The sequence below is a fragment of the Tamlana carrageenivorans genome (assembly GCF_002893765.1).
Classification (GTDB): Bacteria; Bacteroidota; Bacteroidia; order Flavobacteriales; family Flavobacteriaceae; genus Pseudotamlana; species Pseudotamlana carrageenivorans.
The window spans coordinates 3,906,834-3,930,000 of record NZ_CP025938.1; the positions used below are offsets into that span (position 1 = coordinate 3,906,834).

Here is a 23,167-nt window from a genome sequence, read left to right on the forward strand (position 1 = left end):
AAATAAAATTGGGATAAGCGTAAAGTACACTTATCCCAATTTAAAAAACATGATATTAATTATTTTAAATCGAAGCGATCTAGATCCATCACCTTAGCCCAAGCAGCTACAAAGTCGTGTACGAACTTTTCGTGGGCATCATCGGCTCCATAAACTTCAGCAACAGCTCTTAATTCTGAGTTTGAACCAAAAATTAAATCGGCACGAGTCCCTGTAAAAGTTTCGGCACCAGTCTTTCTTTCTGAACCAACGAAGAAGGCATCATCACTAGAAGACGCTTTCCAAGTATATCGGAAATCTAAAATATTACTAAAGAAATCATTGGTTAAATGGCCTACTTTATCGGTAAACACACCATGCTTTGAACCATCATAATTAGCGCCTAAAACACGTAAACCACCAACTAAAACGGTCATTTCAGGAACGGTAAGGGTTAATAAATTCGCTTTATCAACTAATAGATCTTCGGCAGAAACCGATAAATCTGGTTTTAAATAATTTCTAAAACCATCAGCTTGAGGCTCTAAATAATTAAATGATTCGATATCAGTTTGTTCTTGAGATGCATCACCTCGACCACCAGAAAATGGTACGCTAACGTTATATCCCGCATTTTTAGCTGCTTCTTCCACACCTAGAGCACCTCCCAAAACGATTAAATCGGCAATAGATACCTCGCCATTATAATGTTTCTGAATATCTTCATAAACCCCTAAAACTTTAGCTAAAACTGGTGGGTTATTTACTTCCCAATCTTTTTGAGGTGCCAGTCTAATACGTGCGCCATTAGCACCACCACGCATGTCCGAACCTCTGTAGGTTGACGCTGAAGCCCAAGCTGTAGTTACCAATTGAGAAATACTCAAACCAGAATTCGAAATTAAATTTTTTAAGGTCGCGACATCATCATCACTTAAGGTGTAATTCACTTTAGGAATTGGATCTTGCCACAACAATTCCTCTTGAGGAACTTCAGGTCCTAAATAACGAGAAACAGGTCCCATATCACGGTGTGTTAATTTATACCAAGCTCTGGCAAAGGCATCTTCAAAAGCCTTGTGATCTTTATGAAAACGTTTAGATATTTCTAAATAAGTAGGATCCATTTTTAGTGCCATATCGGCGGTACTCATCATTAGCTCTTGTTTTTTTGAAGCATCACCTGCACGAGGAGCCATTCTTGCTTTTGAAGCCGCTGTTGGTTTCCATTGGTGAGCCCCAGCAGGACTTTTTGTTAACTCCCAATCGTAGTTAAGTAGCACATCAAAATAATCGTGGTCCCATTGGGTTGGATTTGGTGTCCACGCCCCTTCAAGTCCACTCGTAATGGTATCATCTAAAACCCCTGTTCCGAAGCTATTTTTCCAACCGGTACCCATTTCTTCTATGGCGGCTCCTGCAGGTTCTACACTTAAGTATTCATCTGGATTGGCTGCACCATGGGCTTTTCCAAAAGTATGTCCTCCCGCAACTAATGCCACGGTTTCCTCATCATTCATCGCCATTCTCCCAAAGGTTTCTTTAATATCAATGGCCGAACCTAACGGATCAGGCTTTCCATTAGGACCTTCTGGGTTCACATAAATTAACCCCATATGTGCAGCGCCTAATTGCCCTTCTAACTCGCCGTCTTTATAACGTTCTTGGTTACCCAGCCATTCTGCTTCTGATCCCCAGTAAATATCTTGTTCCGGTTCCCATATATCTTCACGTCCACCTGCAAAACCAAAGGTTTTAAAGCCCATGGATTCTAAAGCACAGTTTCCAGCTAAAATTAATAAATCGGCCCAAGAGATATGTTTTCCATATTTCTTTTTAATAAGCCATAAAAGCAACCGTGCCTTATCTAGGTTCCCGTTATCTGGCCAACTATTTAAAGGCGCAAAACGCTGATTTCCAGTTGAAGCTCCGCCTCGACCATCACCAACCCGGTATGTTCCTGCACTGTGCCAGGCCATTCTAATCATAAACGGCCCATAATGACCGTAGTCGGCAGGCCACCAATCTTGAGAATCTGTCATCAAATGCATCACTTCATGCTTCAAATTTTTAAAGTCTATACTATTAAAGGCATCAGCGTAATTAAAATTTTCCCCCATAGGGTTTGATTTTACGGCGTGCTGACGCAAAATATTCAACTTCAATTCATTAGGCCACCAATCACGATTTCGTGTACCGTTACCCGATGTTACTTTTTGTTCGCCTCCAAAATAAGGGCACTTGCTTTCATTACTTTTAGATGAATTAGAATTTTGATAACTTTCCATTGGTAATATGATTTAAATAGTTCCGAATAATTACAAATTTACTAAATATACACCCTTAAAAGATATCAAGCAAATGATAATAATCTATTAAAGAATAAATAAAACTGATAGATAAAAATTTTACGATAGAAAAATTAAATTCTTATATTCATTCACATTTATTTGTTCTAATTTTATAAAAATTTAAAAACCAAAACAATGGCCACAGTAACATTAAAAGGAAACGACATACATACATCGGGAAACCTACCAGAAGTAGGATCTCAAGCCCCTGATTTTACATTAACAGGAACCGATTTATCTTCTAAAAGCTTAAGTGATTTTGCTGGAAGTAAAGTGGTTTTAAATATTTTTCCTAGCGTTGACACAGGAACCTGTGCGCAATCGGTAAGAACCTTTAACAAAGAAGCTAGTAATTTAGAAAACACTAAAGTGCTTTGTATTTCGCGCGATTTACCCTTTGCTCAGGGGCGATTTTGCGGTGCTGAAGGCCTGGATAATGTGATTAGTTTATCAGACTTTAAAGATGGAAGTTTTGGTAAATCATACGGTTTAAACTTTGTTGATGGTCCATTAGAGGCCTTACATTCGCGTTGCGTTATTGTTTTAGATGAAAATGGTGTTGTAAAACATACCGAGCAAGTTAGTGAAACGGTTGATGAGCCTAATTACAAAGCTGCTTTAGAAGCGCTTTAAAATGCATAACAAAGAATCACTTTTAAAAAACCGATTAAAAAGTGTTGGTTACGCCTTTAAGGGCGCTGTTTATTTACTAAAAACGGAAGCGAGTATTAAAATTCAATGCGCTATCGCCTTAATTGCAACCCTATTCGGATTTATTTTTAATATTTCAACCTACGAATGGATGGCACAAATCCTTTCTATCGGACTCGTTATGAGCATGGAAGGCATAAACACCTCTATTGAAGAAATAGCAAATTTTATTCACCCCGAACAACATTCTAAAATTGGTTTGATTAAAGATATCGCTGCAGGGGCTGTTTTTATAGCCTCTGTTTTTGCTTGTATCATTGGATTAATCATCTACCTTCCTAAGTTTTTTTAAATACTTTTACCTCTAGGATAAACGTTAGTAATTTGTATTTTTGTTGCTTTGTGAAAACATGATAGAGCAGCATGTATTTTAGTATTACATTTTGAATCAAAAACGCATTAATGGCTAAAAGCAAACCCAAAACTAAAAAAGCACCTAGAAAGAAATTTAAAATGCCTAATTTTAAGTTATCTAGCCAGCAAAAACTGGTATTAGGTAGCTTTCTTGTTATTAGTGGTTTACTTATTTGTATTGCTTTTATATCGCATTTATTTACAGGTAAAATTGATCAAAGTGCTTTGTCTGAATTTGCTTCTCGCCATGTTAAAACAAAAAACTGGCTAAGTAAATTTGGCGCTTGGCTAAGCGATTTATTCATTCAACGTGGCTTTGGTATTTCTTCATTTATATTCTCAGGTTTAGTTTTTCTTTCTGGCGTATTTGTTTTAATGAATTTAAGCATCAGTAAGCTTCGTAAACATTGGTTTTGGGGCATATTTATTATCATTTGGATATCCATTTTATTCGGATTTTTCGGTGATAAAAATGATGTTTTAGGTGGTACTATAGGTTTTGAAGTTAATAGCTATTTACAAGATTACATTGGTAAAACAGGTACAGTTCTATTGCTAATTTTTGGACTCATCACCTACTTAGCCATTCGTTTTAAAGTCACGTTTGAAAGCATTATTAATGTGTTCAAATCGGCTAAAAAAGACATCTCGGACGAACTTTCAAGTAACGCAGAAAACCAAGTTGTCCCTTTAAATAATAATTTAACTGAAGAAGCCGAAGCTATTAAAGAAGCTTATAAAGGATCGCTAGACGAAACAGAAAGTAAAGAAGAGGTTGAGGAAAAAGTAGCTGTTACCACATTAAAACCTGAAGTAGCTTCTACATCATTTGAAGTTAAAGTCACTGAGGAAGAGTCTGAAGAGGACGACCCTTCCCTAGAAATTAAAGTGGAAGAAGTTAAAGAAGAACTTTCTGAAACCGATAATTTAGCCAATAAACTGGTTGAAGATTTTGGACAATTCGACCCCACTTTAGAATTGGGTAAGTTCCAATTTCCAACCCTCGATTTATTAAAAAAATACGACGCCGAAGGCATTAAAATAAATCAAGCAGAACTCGAAGAAAATAAGAATAGAATTGTCGATACTTTGAACAATTATAAAATTGGTATCGCAAGTATCAAAGCAACGATTGGGCCTACCGTAACCCTTTATGAAATTGTTCCCGAGGCTGGAATTCGTATATCTAAAATTAAAAATTTAGAAGACGATATTGCTTTATCACTTTCGGCATTAGGAATTCGTATTATAGCACCAATTCCTGGAAAAGGAACTATTGGTATTGAAGTGCCTAACAAAGATTCTACTATTGTATCGATGCGTTCGGTAATCGCCTCTAAAAAGTTTCAAACAACCGATATGCAACTGCCTATTGCGCTAGGTAAAACCATTAGTAACGAAACTTTTGTAGTCGATTTAGCTAAAATGCCTCACATGCTTATGGCCGGTGCCACTGGTCAAGGTAAGTCGGTAGGATTAAATGCTGTTTTAACCTCCTTGCTGTATAAAAAACACCCTGCTGAAGTTAAGTTTGTATTGGTCGATCCTAAAAAGGTTGAGCTTACCTTGTTCAACAAAATTGAACGTCATTATTTAGCAAAACTTCCAGATAGTGAAGAAGCCATTATCACCGATAACAACAAGGTTATCAATACTCTAAATTCACTTTGTATTGAAATGGATAACCGTTATGAACTGCTTAAAAACGCCATGTGTCGTAATATCGCAGAGTATAATGAAAAGTTTAAATCTCGAAAATTAAATCCGAATGACGGACATCAATTTTTACCATACATTGTTTTGGTGGTTGATGAGTTTGCCGATTTAATTATGACCGCCGGAAAAGAAGTTGAAACCCCTATTGCGCGATTAGCCCAATTAGCGCGTGCCATTGGTATTCACTTAATTATCGCCACCCAGCGTCCTTCTGTTAACGTTATTACAGGTATTATTAAAGCGAATTTCCCGGCGCGTATTGCGTTTAGAGTAACTTCAAAAATTGATTCGCGAACCATTTTAGATGGCTCTGGAGCCGACCAGCTTATTGGACGAGGAGATATGCTTTACACCCAAGGTAACGATTTAATTCGTGTACAATGTGCCTTTGTAGATACACCTGAAGTAGAACGTATCACCGAATTCATAGGCTCACAAAAAGCTTACCCCGATGCTTACCTCCTACCCGAATATGTGGGTGAAGAAGATGGCACAAGTCTTGATATAGATATCTCAGACCGAGATAAACTGTTTAAAGATGCCGCGGTCGTTATTGTAACGGCACAACAAGGTTCGGCATCATTATTACAACGAAAATTAAAATTAGGATATAACCGAGCAGGAAGAATCATCGATCAACTTGAAGCAGCTGGTATTGTTGGCCCTTTTGAAGGCAGTAAAGCCAGACAAGTTTTAATCACCGATTTAATCGCTCTTGATGCACACTTAGAAAACGAAATTTAATTTCTTAAATCATGAAAAAATTTATTGTAATACTTATAATCGCCGTCTCTTTTAATGCTTTTGGACAGAGCGATGCTATAACCTTATTAAATCAGGTTTCAAAAAAAATAAAAAGCTATGACAATATTTCTTTAGACTTTAAATATAGTCTTGAAAATCCTTCAGAAAATATAAAACAAGAAACTAAAGGTGATGTTATTTTACAAGGCGACAAATACCGCTTAAATATTTTAGGCGTAACGCAACTATTCGATGGCAAAAAACTTTACAGCATAAGTACCGAAGATGAAGAGGTTACCATATCTTCGCACATCGATCAGGACAAAGATGTTGTTACACCAAGTAAAATGCTTTCTTTTTACGAAAGTGGTTACACCTATAAAATGGACATCAAACAGGATATCAAAGGGCGCAAAATTCAATATATGAAATTAACACCTATCGACTCTAACTCCGAAATCAAGCATATCCTCTTAGGTATTGATGCACAAACAAAGCACATTTACAACCTTATTCAAATTGGTAATAATGGTACCCAAACAAAACTTACGGTAAATTCATTTCATACCAATGAGCAATTACCTAATCATGTATTTACTTTTGATGCATCAAAATACAAAGATTATTACATCAATAATCTAGACTAATTAACTTGTGAAAATACTAGATCGCTACATACTCACGTCTTATTTGAAAACCTTCATCAGTGTATTTTTAATACTTATGATGATTTTTGTTTTACAAACCATCTGGCTATACATTAAAGAGTTGGCTGGAAAGGATTTAGACATTATCGTTATTGTAAAATTTCTATTTTACTTTATGCCAAAACTAATTCCGTTGGTACTTCCATTAACCATACTACTGGCTTCCATTATGGTTTTTGGTAGTTTTGCTGAAAATTATGAGTTTGCAGCCATGAAATCTACAGGAATTTCATTGCAACGTGCCATGTCTGGGTTAAGTATTTTTATTGTTGGTTTAGGTATCGTAACGTTTTTTTTCTCAAATAATGTCATTCCCTGGGCAGAATACAACTCGTATAATTTAAGACGCAATATAGCCAAACTAAAACCTGCTATGTTATTGGCGGTTGGTCAGTTTAATGAAATGGGCGATTACAACATTAAATTTGACAAAAAACATGGTGATCGCGATCAATTTCTCGATAATGTGACCATTCATATTAAAGGAAGCAATGGAAGAACCAATGCCACGGTAATAAAAGCCAAATTAGGTGAGCTAACAAGTAAAGAAGATTCCAATGTGCTTACCCTTATTTTAACCGATGGACATTATTATAATGATGTGACCGCAAAAACCTTTAAAGCGCGAGAGAAAAAACCTTTTGTTAAGAGTAATTTTGACAAAAAACTGATGAACATTGACTTATCGAAACTTAATAAAGTAGATTTTGACGATAAATCTCAAACCGATAAATACAACATGCTTGATGTTCCTGGTTTGAATAAAGCCATCGACTCTTTAGTACAAAAAAGTGAATCGGACTATGAAGGATTTACAAAAAACCTTTATCAGCGTACAGGGTTTATGCGTTACCGAGCGCCTTCCAAAACCATTAATAAAGATTCGGTTTATACTGGTGAAATTTTAGACATTTTTGATACCAAAACCCAACTGCAATTGGTAGATTTAGCTAATAAATCACTTATTAGCTCCCAACAAATTTTAACTACCAAAGAAAAAAGTCTTAGAAATTCACAGACTTGGCTTAATAAGCACGTTATTTCTTTACATGAAAAATTTGCCTTGGGCTTTGCATGTATAATTCTGTTTTTCGTAGGCGCACCATTAGGAGCCCTAATTAGAAAAGGTGGTATTGGCTTACCAATGGTTATTGCTATTTTACTTTTTTTAACTTATCACTTCATTGGGATTTTCTCAACAAACAGTGCTAAGAGTGGTGGTTTTAATCCCATTTTGGCCAGTTGGTTTTCAACGCTTATCATGCTCCCATTAGGCATCTTTTTAACCAGACGTGCCACTGCCGATCGTGGACTTTTTGAAAGCCAGGGTATTCTAGAACCGCTTAAAAAATTATTCGGAATTAAAATTAAGCCTCAGGAAAAGGACTTGTCAACTTTCAGTACTGAAACCGATGAGTACACAACTTTAACCACCTATGACAATGCCAAACTTATAGATATCATAAAAAATTACAAACACTACAATTATGATATTAAATATAAAAACTCGGCATTAGAGATATTAAATGAAAGAGGCGTTACCAAACAACAATTAAAGTTTACTGGTGAATATTCTGATGAGCGTTTTGATGAAACCATCCGACTTAAAAACGCATGTGATGAAGATGCTAATCTTGCGCTTATCCTCTATGTATTTTTTACCCCATTAGTATTGGTAGGTAAAATTTTAGAAAACAATCATTATGAATCCATTGGAAAAGGCTTATTTATTTCAGGTGTAGTCATTGGAGTGGTATACCTCATTGCGCTTTCACGTTCGTTTATTAGTTTTTCAAACTTCAAAAAGCATGTGAAAAAGGAAGTTTTTGCCAATTCAATTCTTTACATTTTAGTTGGATTACCACTGTTCTTTATTGTGTATATCGTGCAAAAGCGCATGCTTAATAAAGATGTGAAAGAGGATGAAATCCATGATCCGTTAATCCAAGTTTCCAAAAATCAGAATTAAAATAGAGCTGTAATCAAATTGTTTGATTTCGATAAAATAGCAATATCTTTGCAGCATGATATTAGAAGAACCTATGACACAAGATACCACACAAAAAATCAAGCTTGATACCATCCATTCTGCTATTGAAGATATTAGACATGGTAAAGTTATCATTGTTGTGGATGATGAGAACCGAGAAAATGAAGGTGATTTTTTAGCTGCCGCAGAAAAAATAACGCCTGAGATTATAAATTTTATGGCCACTCAAGGTCGCGGACTCATTTGTGCACCGCTAACCGAAAATAGATGTAAGGATTTAGACTTACACATGATGGTTAGAAACAACACCGACCACATGGAAACGGCATTTACCGTATCGGTTGATTTAAAAGGTAAAGGTGTTACTACAGGGATTTCAGCAGCCGATAGAGCTTTAACCGTTAAAGCCCTTGTTGACGAAGATACAAAACCGTACGATTTGGCAAGACCAGGTCATATTTTCCCTTTAGTAGCCAAAGAAGGTGGCGTTTTAAGACGTACAGGACATACCGAAGCTGCTATAGATTTCGCACGATTAGCAGGCCTAAAACCCGCTGGTGTGATTGTTGAAATCATGAATGAAGATGGTACCATGGCAAGACTTCCTCAACTTATGGAAGTAGCTAAAAAACATGATATCAAAATTGTATCTATTGAAGATTTGGTTGCTTACCGTATGCAACACGATTCTTTAATTGAGAAAAAGGAAGATTTCCAAATAGAAACCCGTTTTGGTAGTTTTAGGTTAAGAGCCTACGAACAAACCACAAACAAGCAAATTCATATAGCTTTAACTAAAGGCGTTTGGAAAGCCGATGAAGCGGTTTTAACCAGAATCAATTCTACATTAGTTAATAACGATATTTTAGGTACCCTTACCAATAAAGCCGACGATGATTTAAACGCCATGTTCAAAGTAGTTAATGATGAAGGTAAAGGCGCTATCATCTTTATTAATCAAGAAGCACAATCCATGAATATTCTAAAGCGATTGGCTTACTTGAAAAACCATCAAGTAGAAAATGAAGTAAGCAAAGCTCCAAAAATTAATATGGATAATAGAGATTTTGGAATTGGTGCTCAAATATTACACGATTTAAACATTCATAAACTGCGCATAATTTCTAACACACAACAACAAAGTAAGCGTGTAGGTTTAATAGGCTATGGTTTAGAAATCACCGATTATGTAGGATACTAACTACATTAAATGTACCATATTATTTAAAGAGGCTGTTTGAAAAGTCTATATAATTTGATTACTTAGGTAGAGCCTGTCGAAATCCCTATTGTTTTGGTACATGGAGATATTTCGACAACCAAATTATGACAACAAATTTACTTTTCAAACGGCCTCTTTTTTTATTTTTTATTATTGTTGTCCGATAAAAAACAGAATTAGCTAAAAAAGCTTTGGTGTTGGCCTTTTTTATTGATCGCACTCTTTATTTTGAAAACAGAACCTCCTTATGGGTCAAAAAGGCTTAATTGCCCAATGTTTTTGGTTGTAATCTCTTCCCAATTAGCTTCTGGGTTTTTCAGGAATTTGAACAAATCGATATATGTCATCAAATGGTATCGTATGACGGACATCATATTGGAATAAGCCCAGTTTCTTTGGGCTTTTCTTTGGATCACAAGCATAATGAGCTGGATTATCAAACTGACCCAGATTTGTATTTCGATGGCATTTTGATTGTCTCCCAAAAAATACTTTAGCGGAAAGTTCTGTTTAAGCCGCTTGAACATCGTCTCAATCTGCCACCTATTTTTATAGATGTCGGCTATTTTGTCTGCATCAAGATCATAATTATTAGTGATGAACTCATAAACTTTTTGGTGCTTTTCGTGCCAAAAAGCGATTCTCCTCAGGGAAAAAGCGTTGCCGTTTTTGTCCGTAAGCCCTATTTTTTCGTCCTTTAGGACAGCATCGTCCACTTTATTGGAGATATCAAACTCTTCAAGGCTTGTATAGCGAGCATTGTCCTTTTGCCGAGTCACAAAGTAAACATCTTCCAGTGTCCATTTTTGGTATTGCTCATAATCCACATACCCTTTGTCAAAAACCACATAAGAGCCCTTCTTGAGTTCCAGGTCTTTTAAAAAGGTGTGGTCGTGCGTGGCCGCGCTTGAAAACTTAATCAGACAAGGAACGTCTTCCATGGCGTTTATCATAGTATGCATCTTGATACCTCCTTTCTTTTTGCCGTTGAGCGGGTTCCTTCCTACACCTTTAAGAATGTCACTAAATAGGGGGATGGTCGAGGAATCAACGATTTTAAGGTTCTTCACTGCAGGTTCTAAGGGTCTGCTGTCCGATAAAAAGCGATGGTAACGTTTGTAGAGTAAATGATAAATATCGGCAAATACTTCAGAGCTTCTTCTCCTGTTAGCATCTGACAAGGTACTGCGTTTTGGAAAGTCCGTGAGTCCTAGATGGTTGATCTTTCCCTCGCAGGCAAGCATAATACTGGAAACCTCACGAAGTGAGCTACAGCCACTGATCACGGTAAATACCATAGTGGCCAAATGCTCATAGGTGGTAAACTTTTTGGTATAGCGATCGCTGTTGTGCTTTTTGGCTGTCCGATGAACATCTTTGGGCAAAATGAAATTTAATACCTGTTTGATTATGGGGTGTCCGCTAAAGTTTTTACTTTTATTCATATCTTGGATGTGTGATAACTTCAAGATACAAAATAAGCGGGAAATCCTATCTTGGAAATCCCGCTTTTTAAATCTTTTATCGGACACTAATGATTTTTTATTATTGTTGTCCGATAAAAAACAGAATTAGCTAAAAAAGCTTTGGTGTTGGCCTTTTTTATTGATCGCACTCTTTATTTTGAAAACAGAACCTCCTTATGGGTCAAAAAGGCTTAATTGCCCAATGTTTTTGGTTGTAATCTCTTCCCAATTAGCTTCTGGGTTTTTCAGGAATTTGAACAAATCGATATATGTCATCAAATGGTATCGTATGACGGACATCATATTGGAATAAGCCCAGTTTCTTTGGGCTTTTCTTTGGATCACAAGCATAATGAGCTGGATTATCAAACTGACCCAGATTTGTATTTCGATGGCATTTTGATTGTCTCCCAAAAAATACTTTAGCGGAAAGTTCTGTTTAAGCCGTTTGAACATCGTCTCAATCTGCCACCTATTTTTATAGATGTCGGCTATTTTGTCTGCGTCAAGATCATAATTATTAGTGATGAACTCATAAACTTTTTGGTGCTTTTCGTGCCAAAAAGCGATTCTCCTCAGGGAAAAAGCATTGCCGTTTTTGTCCGTAAGCCCTATTTTTTCGTCCTTTAAGACAGCATCGTCCACTTTATTGGAGATATCAAACTCTTCAAGGCTTGTATAGCGAGCATTGTCCTTTTGCCGAGTCACAAAGTAAACATCTTCCAGTGTCCATTTTTGGTATTGCTCATAATCCACATACCCTTTGTCAAAAACCACATAAGAGCCCTTCTTGAGTTCCAGGTCTTTTAAAAAGGTGTGGTCGTGCGTGGCCGCGCTTGAAAACTTAATCAGACAAGGAACGTCTTCCATGGCGTTTATCATAGTATGCATCTTGATACCTCCTTTCTTTTTGCCGTTGAGCGGGTTCCTTCCTACACCTTTAAGAATGTCACTAAATAGGGGTATGGTCGAGGAATCAACGATTTTAAGGTTCTTCACTGCAGGTTCTAAGGGTCTGCTGTCCGATAAAAAGCGATGGTAACGTTTGTAGAGTAAATGATAAATATCGGCAAATACTTCAGAGCTTCTTCTCCTGTTAGCATCTGACAAGGTACTGCGTTTTGGAAAGTCCGTGAGTCCTAGATGGTTGATCTTTCCCTCGCAGGCAAGCATAATACTGGAAACCTCACGAAGTGAGCTACAGCCACTGATCACGGTAAATACCATAGTGGCCAAATGCTCATAGGTGGTAAACTTTTTGGTATAGCGATCGCTGTTGTGCTTTTTGGCTGTCCGATGAACATCTTTGGGCAAAATGAAATTTAATACCTGTTTGATTATGGGGTGTCCGCTAAAGTTTTTACTTTTATTCATATCTTGGATGTGTGATAACTTCAAGATACAAAATAAGCGGGAAATCCTATCTTGGAAATCCCGCTTTTTAAATCTTTTATCGGACACTAATGGTTTTTTATCAATCCTGTCCTAAACATTTTTGATCTAATCAAAAGTCAACGATTTTACTGGTAATTAGCCATGTTTTTTATCTTTTTCAAAAAAGAACCCCTTGTGTATAATTTTGTTTGGGGGGAGGCTGCTCGTTAAAAGGGCTATCAATCCATTTTTGCAAATCCACTTTGACAAAAAGGTTAAGTCTTATAAAAGCTACTAAATTGGACAAGTACCAATTATATTTTGCATTTGCTTTTAAGGCTTTTAGGATGAGTATAGTAATAAGAGCCGTCCATATTTGTATCATTACGGCATTTTCAGAAGTTCCTATAAACGATTTAATATGTAGCTGTTGTTTGATGTCTCTAAAGAATATCTCAATATCCCATCTAGCTTTGTAGAGTTGGCTAATTGTGTTTGCTGTCCAAGACATTTGGTTGGTAATAAGTTCTATTTCCTGCTTATTTTTATCGTCCCATACAGCTATTCTACGTAGCTTCTTTGGGTATTTTGTTTTTGATTTAGCCCCTGTTAGCTCAATGATTTCATCTTTTAAAACATGATGATGTCTATTTTCTGGCAATTCTTTTTCTTTAATACTCTTAAATTGGATGTTTTCTTTGTGCCTAATTACAAAAAACACTTGGTTGCTGTCCCAAACGTTAAGTAACGAAAAATCATTATAAAATCGATCTGCGACAATAACCGAACGGCTAATCAAAGGAATATCGTAAGCTCCTTTATTATCTGCTGTTTTACCATCGCTAATATTTACATAGTGCGGTAAATTACCATCATAATCAAGCAAGGTGTGCATTTTTACAGCTCCTTTGTGGGTTTTGTATTTTGCCCAATCAAAGAGACTTAAACATAGACTTATCGTTGTAGAATCTAATAGAAATATCTTGGATTTAATTTTGAATTTAACACGTTTTAAGTGAGGGTGCTGTCCAAAACTTTTTAAAAGAACATAGTAGTAATCTCGATAAAGCGTCCAGTCTCGATGTTTGTTTTGATAGCTTATCGTTGATTTAGAAGGTGCTTTCTGTATGCCTAAATGATTAAGGTTTCCTGTGGCAGAGCGAAGTCCATTACTTATATCTCGGACGGATTGACTTTTTGCAAATTGACAAAACAACATGGAGACTAAATGTGTCCAACTATTAAATCCTTTTTGATGTTTATCTGTTCCCTTGGCTTTTACAAGTTTAGAAAAACTAGAACGGTCTAATTTGGAGATTATCTGAGAGAACAATGTTATATTTGTCATGGAGAAAGGTTATTTTTTGTTGTGCAACTCAAAAATAATATTTTGAGATACAAAATCCCTTTCTCTTTTTAAGCGTTTTGGACGCTATTGATAAAATATCTAAGTACCCTAGACTTCGAATTTATGTCTATAGGGGCTTATTATCACAATGGACTCCTGAACAAATTGCTGGAAGACTAAAAGAAGAATTCCCAAATGATCCTATAATGTCTATTTCTCACGAATCAATTTATAGGTACATATATGCAAAGCCTCAAGCTAGTTTAAATAAAAAACTAATTAAACTCCTCGTACGCAAAAAAACAAGACGTAGACCCTCTAAAAAAAGACGCAGAACAGGATCTAAAATATTAAACCAAGTCAGTATAGACCTAAGGCCCGAGCATATTAACCTAAGAAATGAAATCGGACACTGGGAAGGAGATTTAATGATTGGGAAGGATCAAAAATCGGCTATTGGAACTATCGTAGAACGCAAATCTAGATATACATTAATTATCAAACTAAAAGCCAGGAACTCTAAGGAAATTGCTAAAATGTTTTCTAAAGAACTTAACAAACTAGATCCCATATTCAAAAAATCTATGACCTACGATAATGGAATTGAAATGGCAAGACACGAAACAATTACCAAGAAAACAGGTATGAAAATTTACTTTGCACACCCCTATTCTTCTTGGGAAAGAGGTACCAATGAAAACACTAACGGACTCATCAGAAGGTACCTCCCAAAAGGAACAGATTTTAACAAAATTGACTTAAATACATTCATCGAAATTCAAGAAAAATTAAACAATAGACCTCGTAAAATTATTGGATTTAAAACCCCTAATGAAGTTATGATAAAAGAACTAAAAATTGTAGCTTAGACTCATACAAAAAAAAGCAACGTTTGTTGCGTTAGAACCTTGAATGCAGCTATACTTCTAATTTTAAACAACAGTGAATTATGAAAATGAAAATTTTACTTTTAGTAACCTTAATTGGAATTATTTCATCAAATAATCTAAACGCACAAGAAGTCTGTGGTACGACAACACCAGCCAATTACCAAGATTATAGCACTGTAAATAACAAATCAACCAATGATGAGGCAATATGTATAAACATTTATTTTCATATTGTAAGGGAAACCAATGGAAGTGGAGGCATCAATCCAAATCAGCTTGATAATATCGTAAATAACTTAAACCTGTTTTATAATGTTTTTGATATTTATTTTTCAAATATTGGATTTGATTATATCAATAACTCCAACTACGTACAAGTAAGTGAAAGCGAGGCAAACGCTTTGGGGCAAATAAACAATCAGTCAAATGCCATTAACTATTACATTGTAGATGCCTTGTGGAATACGGGAGGAGGATTTGTTACAGGTACAGCTTTGTCAATTCCTTCTAACAGATTAATTATTAGAAATGATAGAGTATTAAGCTCTACCTCACCTCATGAGGTTGGACACTGTTTAAACTTATTGCATACTTTTGAAACCTACTATTGTGCAGAAGCAATTAATGGTTCTAATTGCTCTTCTTGTGGAGATTTGGTTTGTGATACTCCTGCCGACGCAAATACAGGAAACTCTGGTGGCTATTCACCCGATTTAACCAACATAATGTCTTATTATTCTAATAGAGACCATTTTACAGACGGACAAAGCATTAGAATGAAGTCAGCAATTTTAAGTAACTCTTTATTACAGCAGGTAGTTGGAACATCATGCTTAGTACCTGAAATTAATGGGCAAGAAACTATCTGTAACAGCTCTGGAACAACTTACACATTATCAAACGGTGGTAGTTCAGTAGCTTGGAATGTTTCTTCTAATCTAATTATAAATTCTCAAAACACAACTTCAATTACAGTAACCCCAATTAGTACATCAACAAATGGAGCGGCATTTATTGAAGCAATTTTACCAACACAAACCATCAGAAAAGATATTTGGATAGGAAAACCTAACTTTAATGTTTCACGAGTAAGTGCACAAGAGGAATCCTGTGATAATAAATATCATTATGTAAAATTTGTTGTTAGTAATCGCCAACCCAATGAAACATACAACTTTTTTGTTGTGCCAATCCCAGGTATGACACATGGTTGGGGAAATAACGATAGATATGTATTCCAAATACCTAAAAACTACTCTAGCTATCTAGAGTTTTCGGTTAAAGGAACTAATAGCTGTGGCTGGAAAACAGTTTTTACTGAAGCAGAGATTTATCCCTGTGGTTCTTACTCAAAAACAAGCGACAACATAATTATTTATCCAAATCCAGCAAATGAAAAATTAGAAATTGAGTTTGAAAATGTTCCTGAAAATGAACAATCTGTAATAATCTATGATTATTTTTCCAATATTATTTTTGAGAAGAGAAATAAGAAAAATAAAAAATTAAGCATCAATACAGGCAACTTTAAAAACGGTTTATACATCTTACAAATAAACAATGAAATCGAAACTATTACTAAACAATTCATTATTCAACATTAAAATATAAAAAATGAAACTAACAATTTTAATTTTATGTATTTTCTTATCACTCACAAGTTGTAGTGATGATGAAGCAAAATCTCAAGAAAATAATTTTTTAGGGACTTGGAAACTAATCGAAACATATGGAAGTGATGGAGGAAGTAATTCTCAATGGACATCAGTTGATAACGGTTATACTTATACTTTTAATAATAATGGAACATTCTCCTCAACAAGATTTACCGAATGTACTACAGGTACTTATGGAGTATCAAGCAATTCAATTACATTAGTTTACGGTTGTGAAGGATTTGATACAGGTATTGAAAATCCTGCTGGAACATTTGTTGAAAATTATGTATTTGAAGATGAAAATATTATTCTCACACCTACATATATGAATTGTGATGAAGGCTGTAGTTATAAATTTGAAAAAGTAGAATAATAAACTGTTTGCAACACCGTATATAAAAAATAGCAGTTAAGAGCTAAATTAAAAATTTGGTTCTTAACTGCTATCTTTTACTTTTAATATGAAAAAATAGTATTTTTAGCTTGCTACTTTTCATATACAAACACGTTGGCGCTCATGAATACGGCGCGAAAAAAAATAGCGGTTTAAAAATTAAAATTTAACAACTCAAAATTTTCGTAAATAAAAACGTGAAAATCTGAATTTCTTACTCAACCGATTTCGGACAATAGCAAAACGCAAATATTACGGCGGACTGAAAAACTGTGCTTAAGTAAAACGCAATCGGATTTTACCACTCTTATGGACTACCTAATAAATTTGGTACTATTTTATACTAAGCAGCTTTGTTAATAAATCCTTTTAATTGTAATTCTTTTTCAAGAGGCGTCATGTATCCTAAACTAGAATGTAATCTTTGAGTGTTATACCAGTTTAAATATTGATCAATAGATTTGTATAATTGATTATAAGACGTATACTTAAATCTATTAATCCACTCATATTTAATGGTTTTAAAAAAACTTTCAGCTACAGCATTATCCCAGCAATTTCCCTTTCTACTCATGCTTTGTATCACTTTTTGATTAAAAAAGAACATATTTGTGATTCTGTTGGATGCATATTGCACACCCCTGTCCGAATGAAAAATACACTGCTGGTTTATCACTCTGTTTCTTCTAGCATCAACCCAGGCCTTTAAAACCGTATTCTCAGTAGTCATATCTTCACTTAAAGACCAGCCTATTATTTTTCTATCAGCCAAATCCATTATCGTGGTTAAATAGTTCCATTGTTGATTAACTCTTATATACGTAATGTCAGAGACTAATTTGTAGCCTAAAGAAAAACTGGTAAAATCCCTGTCTAATTCATTTTTAGCTGTTTTTAGAGAATGATTTGAATCCGTAGTTACCACAAATTTTTTATTCAATACACTTCTTAGTCCCATTTCTTTCATAAGTAACCCCACATATGAACGGGAATAAAAAAGCTTTTCTCGTTCAAGTTGTTTTTGAATTCGATAGCTACCATAAATCTGTTTACTATTGTCAAATATAGCTTCGATTCTGTCTTTTAAAAATGATTTAGAGGAATTAACCTTTAAGGTGTCTTTGGTTTTAAGCCAATGGTAATAAGCATTTTTACTAACCTTCATGCATTTGCACATCTTTTCGACAGGATAAGTATTTTTGTTTGATAAAATGAAGTTATACCTTATCTGTCGCTCTTGGAAAAGATGCTCACCGCCTTTTTTAAGATGTCACGTTCCATTTTAACATCTCTTAATTCCTTTTTTAATGCTATAAGTTCTTGATGTTCTTTGGATCTAGGTTCATTTTTAGAAAAATCTCCTCCTTTTAAATCATACTCTTGTTTCCATCTATTAATAACACTTGTATGAACTCCATATTCTTCACTCAGTTGTTTTGTTCGTATACCAGATTTTGATAAATCTAATATCATCGATTTAAACTCGTTGTCATATTTTTTTCCCATAATTCAAATATAGTTTATACTCTATATAAAACCGTCACAACAAAGGTAGACACTTCACTTACGATTTCGGACTTTTTGCAGTTCGAAAGCAATACGGCGGATTTTTAAAATTTACCGCAAATCAGAATCTAAAAATTAGTTTTTTAAAAATTGTTTAGCAGATTCTTAAAAATATCACGTGCGCCAACAAAATGTATAAAAAATTGCTATTTTAGGCAAAAGTTAAGGGCAAGTGCTTTTTTGCTAGCTGCTGATTTTCCTTCGGAAAATCCTCGCATGCAAAAACGCAACTTTCCATACACGAGACCGTTAGCGTACATGGTTTACTCAAATCTCCGTATTCAAGAACTTAACGCAACAAATCTAAATTAATAGATTTGTAATTATGGTACGAAAAAAAACAGGTAGACTTACCCTTAAAGAAAGAATACAGATTGAGACTCTTTTAACTGAAAAAAAGAATAAATCATACATCGCTATAACCATTAACAGAGCTCGATCTACGGTTACAAGAGAAGTTAATAAATGGGTGCAAACAGATAGAGATAAATACTCAGCAGAACTAGCTCATTGGTGCGCCAAAGATGATTACCTAAACAAAAGAAATATTGATAAAATATCTAAGTACCCTAGACTTCGAATTTATGTCTATAGGGGCTTATTATCACAATGGACTCCTGAACAAATTGCTGGAAGACTAAAAGAAGAATTCCCAAATGATCCTATAATGTCTATTTCTCACGAATCAATTTATAGGTACATATATGCAAAGCCTCAAGCTAGTTTAAATAAAAAACTAATTAAGCTCCTCGTACGCAAAAAAACAAGACGTAGACCCTCTAAAAAAAGACGCAGAACAGGATCTAAAATATTAAACCAAGTCAGTATAGACCTAAGGCCCGAGCATATTAACCTAAGAAATGAAATCGGACACTGGAAAGGAGATTTAATGATTGGGAAGGATCAAAAATCGGCTATTGGAACTATCGTAGAACGCAAATCTAGATATACATTAATTATCAAACTAAAAGCCAGGAACTCTAAGGAAATTGCTAAAATGTTTTCTAAAGAACTTAACAAACTAGATCCCATATTCAAAAAATCTATGACCTACGATAATGGAATTGAAATGGCAAGACACGAAACAATTACCAAGAAAACAGGTATGAAAATTTACTTTGCACACCCCTATTCTTCTTGGGAAAGAGGTACCAATGAAAACACTAACGGACTCATCAGAAGGTACCTCCCAAAAGGAACAGATTTTAACAAAATTGACTTAAATACATTCATCGAAATTCAAGAAAAATTAAACAATAGACCTCGTAAAATTATTGGATTTAAAACCCCTAATGAAGTTATGATAAAAGAACTAAAAATTGTAGCTTAGACTCATACAAAAAAAAGCAACGTTTGTTGCGTTAGAACCTTGAATGCAGCGAATAAAAGTAAAAACTTTAGCGGACACCCCATAATCAAACAGGTATTAAATTTCATTTTGCCCAAAGATGTTCATCGGACAGCCAAAAAGCACAACAGCGATCGCTATACCAAAAAGTTTACCACCTATGAGCATTTGGCCACTATGGTATTTACCGTGATCAGTGGCTGTAGCTCACTTCGTGAGGTTTCCAGTATTATGCTTGCCTGCGAGGGAAAGATCAACCATCTAGGACTCACGGACTTTCCAAAACGCAGTACCTTGTCAGATGCTAACAGGAGAAGAAGCTCTGAAGTATTTGCCGATATTTATCATTTACTCTACAAACGTTACCATCGCTTTTTATCGGACAGCAGACCCTTAGAACCTGCAGTGAAGAACCTTAAAATCGTTGATTCCTCGACCATCCCCCTATTTAGCGACATTCTTAAAGGTGTAGGAAGGAACCCGCTCAACGGCAAAAAGAAAGGAGGTATCAAGATGCATACTATGATAAACGTCATGGAAGACGTTCCTTGTCTGATTAAGTTTTCAAGCGCGGCCACGCACGACCACACCTTTTTAAAAGACCTGGAACTCAAGAAGGGCTCTTATGTGGTTTTTGACAAAGGGTATGTGGATTATGAGCAATACCAAAAATGGACACTGGAAGATGTTTACTTTGTGACTCGGCAAAAGGACAATGCTCGCTATACAAGCCTTGAAGAGTTTGATATCTCCAATAAAGTGGACGATGCTGTCCTAAAGGACGAAAAAATAGGGCTTACGGACAAAAACGGCAATGCTTTTTCCCTGAGGAGAATCGCTTTTTGGCACGAAAAGCACCAAAAAGTTTATGAGTTCATCACTAATAATTATGATCTTGATGCAGACAAAATAGCCGACATCTATAAAAATAGGTGGCAGATTGAGACGATGTTCAAGCGGCTTAAACAGAACTTTCCGCTAAAGTATTTTTTGGGAGACAATCAAAATGCCATCGAAATACAAATCTGGGTCAGTTTGATAATCCAGCTCATTATGCTTGTGATCCAGAGAAAAGCCCAAAGAAACTGGGCTTATTCCAATATGATGTCCGTCATACGATACCATTTGATGACATATATCGATTTGTTCAAATTCCTGAAAAACCCAGAGAGTTTATCCAAAATTTTGTGTTTTTGAAAAATAATTTCAAAATTCATAGGTTAAAATAATATAGATTATAACCTGTTTGGAAAACAAATATACAATTGATTGTAAATTTGGCCCCATTTAAATCGTGTTTTCTTCCATTTTTTGCTGATGCTTTGAGCTGCTAAATATATGGATTTCAGTGCTGCATCATCATGAGGAAAGACTTTTTTGTTGCGTGTATATTTTCTTAAACTGGCATTAAAACTCTCAATGATATTGGTAGTATATATAAGTTTTCTAATCTCTTTTGGGTAGTTTAAAAACGAGGTCAAATTATCCCAATTGTTTTCCCAAGACTGTACGGCAGAGAGGTATTTATCTTCCCAATTTTGTTTAAAGACTTCGAAAGCCTCTAAAGCGAATTTCTCATTATCGGCTTGATAAATAGCTTTAATATCGACCATTATTGATTTACGGTCCTTATAGCTCACATATTTTAAAGAGTTTCTAATTTGATGTACGATACATATTTGACGTATACTACCTGGAAAAATAGCTTCTACAGCTTTATCTAATCCAGAGAGGTTATCCGAACACAGAAAGAAGATATCTTTTACGCCTCTAGAGCGCAGATCGTCTAAAATGGACATCCAAGCAGCTGCCTTTTCTGTCTCCACAATACTCATGCTCAAAATATCTTGTTGCCCTTCGGTATTCACCCCTAAAACTATCATACAGGCTTTAGATATTACCTTGCCTTCTTGACGTATTTTATAATGAATAGCATCTATCCAGACAATGGGATATACGTCTTCTAAAGGTCTATTCTGCCATTGTTTGATGTCTTCCAATAATTGATTGGTGATAATGGATACCTGTGATGTGGAATACTGCACTCCATAGGTACTTTCAATAAAATCAATAATATCGCTATTGCTCATACCTTTGGCGTAAAGCAGTTGAATACAATCTTCTAATTCTTGACTAATCGATTGATGTTTGGGGACAATAACAGGCTCAAAGCTCGCTTGACGATCTCTGGGGATTTTGATGCGTTGTTCGCCGTTATGAGTCTTGATAGTTTTCTCTGAGAAACCATTGCGCTGGTTGTTCTCAATTACAGAACCTCCTTTTTGAAACCCTAAGTGGGCAGTCATTTCTGCTTTTAAAAGTGATTCAATACCACGTTTAAGCAACTGTTCCTTGACCTGGTCAAAGTCCTCCTTGTTGCTGATTTTGCCGATCAAGGCGTCTAATTGTTTTTCTAAGTCTGAGTTCATAAAATAAAAATTTAAAAGTAAATTTTTTGCCTATGAATTTCAAAATCATTTTTAAACTAACTAACAGCAAAAACACAAAATAGTTTACAGTCCCAACCCAGAAGCTAATTGGGAAGAGATTACAACCAAAAACATTGGGCAATTAAGCCTTTTTGACCCATAAGGAGGTTCTGTTTTCAAAATAAAGAGTGCGATCAATAAAAAAGGTCAACACCAAAGCTTTTTTAGCTAATTCTGTTTTTTATCGGACAACAATAATTTAAAATGCACAACGGGTTGGTAGTTATTATTTTTAGCTGTCTTGATAGCCTCATTTTCTAGTTCTAGAGCTTGCCAGCGGTATTTTACTCTAATATCTTGTACAGCATCAGAAGCTAGTTGTTGTACATGAAAGCGATCAATGACTTGCACGGCTCTTGGGAAGCTCTTCTTTGCAATTAGTTTCATGCCACCGGCCATAACTAAGGTTATTTCTTCTACCAACCTCCGCTTGCCTTCAGGTATCTTTTTAAGATATTTAATAACCTCTTCAGACTTAGTTCCTGAAATAATAGCTACAATAGAACCTGCTCTACCTTTGGCTTTTTTATTGGTTACTACGGTGTATAACTCTCCTTGTGAAAGTGCTATTTCATCTATAGATAATCGTTTGCCAATATTTTGAGGGTAGACTAACCATTTGGTGGATTGCTCAAGGTATTCCCAATCTTTAAATTCACTTAAATAATCTCGATATTGGCGCTGTAGCTTTTTACCATCTAAACCATACAAATTAGCTATAGTTTGCGTGCTAGTATTGTTATTATCGATTAATTTCTTTTAAAAAAGCGGCAAACTCGGTGGTCATACGAGTGCCTTTTGCTACATTATTCCAGTCTCTTTGCAGGGTTTCTTTTGTGTCTACATCACGCCATCTGCGG

The 23,167-nt window shown here is 35.3% G+C and carries 18 protein-coding genes and 1 pseudogene (1 of these 19 running past the window's edge); 11 read left to right on the plus strand and 8 right to left on the minus strand.

Translation table 11 applies throughout. The annotated features are described in order from the left end of the window. Positions 1 to 59: 59 nt before the first annotated feature. Complete coding sequence (gene katG / locus C1A40_RS17125) at positions 60 to 2,267, minus strand: catalase/peroxidase HPI (protein ID WP_102996954.1); 2,208 nt, start codon at positions 2,265 to 2,267, stop codon at positions 60 to 62. Between the two features lie 198 nt (positions 2,268 to 2,465). Here katG and tpx point away from each other — a divergent pair, with 198 nt between their 5' ends. The 6 genes from tpx to ribB all read left to right on the plus strand — a co-directional run bounded on the left by tpx (position 2,466) and on the right by ribB (position 9,753). Then, positions 2,466 to 2,963, plus strand: coding sequence for a thiol peroxidase (gene tpx / locus C1A40_RS17130; protein ID WP_102996955.1), 498 nt, complete (start codon positions 2,466 to 2,468; stop codon positions 2,961 to 2,963). Position 2,964: 1 nt separating this feature from the next. After that, positions 2,965 to 3,333 carry a diacylglycerol kinase gene (locus C1A40_RS17135; RefSeq protein ID WP_102996956.1) on the plus strand — a complete coding sequence of 123 codons (369 nt, stop codon included), beginning with the start codon at positions 2,965 to 2,967 and terminating at the stop codon, positions 3,331 to 3,333. A 110-nt stretch (positions 3,334 to 3,443) separates the two neighbouring features. Then, the gene (locus tag C1A40_RS17140) at positions 3,444 to 5,855 is read left to right on the plus strand and encodes an FtsK/SpoIIIE family DNA translocase (RefSeq protein WP_102996957.1); all 2,412 of its coding nucleotides are present in this window, start codon (positions 3,444 to 3,446) and stop codon (positions 5,853 to 5,855) included. Positions 5,856 to 5,866: 11 nt separating this feature from the next. Next, a complete protein-coding gene (lolA1, locus tag C1A40_RS17145; protein WP_102996958.1) occupies positions 5,867 to 6,502 on the plus strand; it encodes an outer membrane lipoprotein periplasmic chaperone LolA1 in 636 nt (211 codons plus the stop codon). Positions 6,503 to 6,509: 7 nt separating this feature from the next. Beyond that, the gene (locus C1A40_RS17150) at positions 6,510 to 8,531 is read left to right on the plus strand and encodes an LptF/LptG family permease (protein WP_102996959.1); all 2,022 of its coding nucleotides are present in this window, start codon (positions 6,510 to 6,512) and stop codon (positions 8,529 to 8,531) included. 55 nt (positions 8,532 to 8,586) lie between these two features. Beyond that, positions 8,587 to 9,753, plus strand: a complete 1,167-nt coding sequence (ribB, locus tag C1A40_RS17155) for a 3,4-dihydroxy-2-butanone-4-phosphate synthase (RefSeq protein ID WP_241910446.1) — start codon at positions 8,587 to 8,589, stop codon at positions 9,751 to 9,753. Between the two features lie 266 nt (positions 9,754 to 10,019). Here the strand turns inward: ribB and C1A40_RS17160 are convergent, their stop codons facing one another. The 3 genes from C1A40_RS17160 to C1A40_RS17170 all read right to left on the minus strand — a co-directional run bounded on the left by C1A40_RS17160 (position 10,020) and on the right by C1A40_RS17170 (position 13,962). Beyond that, positions 10,020 to 11,219 (minus strand): IS4 family transposase, encoded by a 1,200-nt coding sequence (locus C1A40_RS17160; RefSeq protein WP_102994434.1) that lies wholly within the window; start codon positions 11,217 to 11,219, stop codon positions 10,020 to 10,022. Positions 11,220 to 11,414: 195 nt separating this feature from the next. After that, positions 11,415 to 12,614: an IS4 family transposase gene (locus tag C1A40_RS17165; RefSeq protein WP_102994434.1), complete on the minus strand. Its 1,200-nt coding sequence runs from the start codon at positions 12,612 to 12,614 to the stop codon at positions 11,415 to 11,417. Positions 12,615 to 12,792: 178 nt separating this feature from the next. Then, positions 12,793 to 13,962, minus strand: coding sequence for an IS4 family transposase (locus C1A40_RS17170; RefSeq protein WP_102996525.1), 1,170 nt, complete (start codon positions 13,960 to 13,962; stop codon positions 12,793 to 12,795). An 86-nt stretch (positions 13,963 to 14,048) separates the two neighbouring features. Between C1A40_RS17170 and C1A40_RS17175 the strand changes: the two are divergent. The 3 genes and pseudogenes from C1A40_RS17175 to C1A40_RS17185 form a co-directional block, all read left to right on the plus strand. Then, a pseudogene (locus C1A40_RS17175) lies at positions 14,049 to 14,831 on the plus strand (IS30 family transposase); the annotation flags it as partial. Between the two features lie 80 nt (positions 14,832 to 14,911). Continuing rightward, on the plus strand, positions 14,912 to 16,456 hold the full coding sequence (locus tag C1A40_RS17180) for a T9SS type A sorting domain-containing protein (protein WP_102996961.1): 1,545 nt from the start codon (positions 14,912 to 14,914) through the stop codon (positions 16,454 to 16,456). A gap of 10 nt (positions 16,457 to 16,466) precedes the next feature. Continuing rightward, the gene (locus C1A40_RS17185; protein WP_102996962.1) at positions 16,467 to 16,883 is read left to right on the plus strand and encodes a hypothetical protein; all 417 of its coding nucleotides are present in this window, start codon (positions 16,467 to 16,469) and stop codon (positions 16,881 to 16,883) included. A 364-nt stretch (positions 16,884 to 17,247) separates the two neighbouring features. Here the strand turns inward: C1A40_RS17185 and C1A40_RS17190 are convergent. Continuing rightward, positions 17,248 to 18,410, minus strand: a protein-coding gene (locus C1A40_RS17190; protein ID WP_102996963.1) for an IS3 family transposase whose coding sequence is annotated in 2 segments (ribosomal slippage) — positions 17,248 to 18,173 and positions 18,173 to 18,410 — 1,164 coding nt in all. Because the reading frame shifts where the segments join, the coding sequence is not laid out codon by codon here. Positions 18,411 to 18,795: 385 nt separating this feature from the next. On the opposite strand from C1A40_RS17190, the gene C1A40_RS17195 reads away from it, so the two are divergent. Beyond that, on the plus strand, positions 18,796 to 19,800 hold the full coding sequence (locus C1A40_RS17195; RefSeq protein WP_102996964.1) for an IS30 family transposase: 1,005 nt from the start codon (positions 18,796 to 18,798) through the stop codon (positions 19,798 to 19,800). Positions 19,801 to 19,839: 39 nt separating this feature from the next. Further along, positions 19,840 to 21,015 (plus strand): IS4 family transposase, encoded by a 1,176-nt coding sequence (locus C1A40_RS17200; RefSeq protein WP_102996965.1) that lies wholly within the window; start codon positions 19,840 to 19,842, stop codon positions 21,013 to 21,015. A 38-nt stretch (positions 21,016 to 21,053) separates the two neighbouring features. Here the strand turns inward: C1A40_RS17200 and C1A40_RS17205 are convergent, their stop codons facing one another. From C1A40_RS17205 to C1A40_RS17215, 3 genes are all read right to left on the minus strand, one after another. Continuing rightward, positions 21,054 to 22,247 (minus strand): IS256 family transposase, encoded by a 1,194-nt coding sequence (locus C1A40_RS17205; RefSeq protein ID WP_102994979.1) that lies wholly within the window; start codon positions 22,245 to 22,247, stop codon positions 21,054 to 21,056. Between the two features lie 228 nt (positions 22,248 to 22,475). Continuing rightward, complete coding sequence (locus C1A40_RS17210) at positions 22,476 to 23,018, minus strand: transposase (RefSeq protein WP_158651405.1); 543 nt, start codon at positions 23,016 to 23,018, stop codon at positions 22,476 to 22,478. Between the two features lie 31 nt (positions 23,019 to 23,049). Beyond that, positions 23,050 to 23,167, minus strand: the final stretch of a protein-coding gene (locus C1A40_RS17215; protein ID WP_102995903.1) for an ISAon1 family transposase N-terminal region protein. 227 nt of this gene lie beyond the right edge of the window; only the last 118 of its 345 coding nucleotides appear in the window; its start codon lies beyond the right edge, outside the window; it ends in the stop codon at positions 23,050 to 23,052.

What these genes read in the sequence shown, in the direction of transcription:
- C1A40_RS17160 (WP_102994434.1), bottom strand. Translation starts at nt 11,219, where the DNA reads ATGAATAAAAGTAAAAACTTTAGCGGACACCCCATAATCAAACAGGTA.
- C1A40_RS17205 (WP_102994979.1), bottom strand. Translation starts at nt 22,247, where the DNA reads ATGAACTCAGACTTAGAAAAACAATTAGACGCCTTGATCGGCAAAATC.
- lolA1 (WP_102996958.1), top strand. Translation starts at nt 5,867, where the DNA reads ATGAAAAAATTTATTGTAATACTTATAATCGCCGTCTCTTTTAATGCT.
- C1A40_RS17165 (WP_102994434.1), bottom strand. Translation starts at nt 12,614, where the DNA reads ATGAATAAAAGTAAAAACTTTAGCGGACACCCCATAATCAAACAGGTA.
- katG (WP_102996954.1), bottom strand. Translation starts at nt 2,267, where the DNA reads ATGGAAAGTTATCAAAATTCTAATTCATCTAAAAGTAATGAAAGCAAG.
- C1A40_RS17140 (WP_102996957.1), top strand. Translation starts at nt 3,444, where the DNA reads ATGGCTAAAAGCAAACCCAAAACTAAAAAAGCACCTAGAAAGAAATTT.
- C1A40_RS17180 (WP_102996961.1), top strand. Translation starts at nt 14,912, where the DNA reads ATGAAAATGAAAATTTTACTTTTAGTAACCTTAATTGGAATTATTTCA.
- ribB (WP_241910446.1), top strand. Translation starts at nt 8,587, where the DNA reads ATGATATTAGAAGAACCTATGACACAAGATACCACACAAAAAATCAAG.
- C1A40_RS17135 (WP_102996956.1), top strand. Translation starts at nt 2,965, where the DNA reads ATGCATAACAAAGAATCACTTTTAAAAAACCGATTAAAAAGTGTTGGT.
- tpx (WP_102996955.1), top strand. Translation starts at nt 2,466, where the DNA reads ATGGCCACAGTAACATTAAAAGGAAACGACATACATACATCGGGAAAC.
- C1A40_RS17170 (WP_102996525.1), bottom strand. Translation starts at nt 13,962, where the DNA reads ATGACAAATATAACATTGTTCTCTCAGATAATCTCCAAATTAGACCGT.
- C1A40_RS17185 (WP_102996962.1), top strand. Translation starts at nt 16,467, where the DNA reads ATGAAACTAACAATTTTAATTTTATGTATTTTCTTATCACTCACAAGT.
- C1A40_RS17195 (WP_102996964.1), top strand. Translation starts at nt 18,796, where the DNA reads ATGGTACGAAAAAAAACAGGTAGACTTACCCTTAAAGAAAGAATACAG.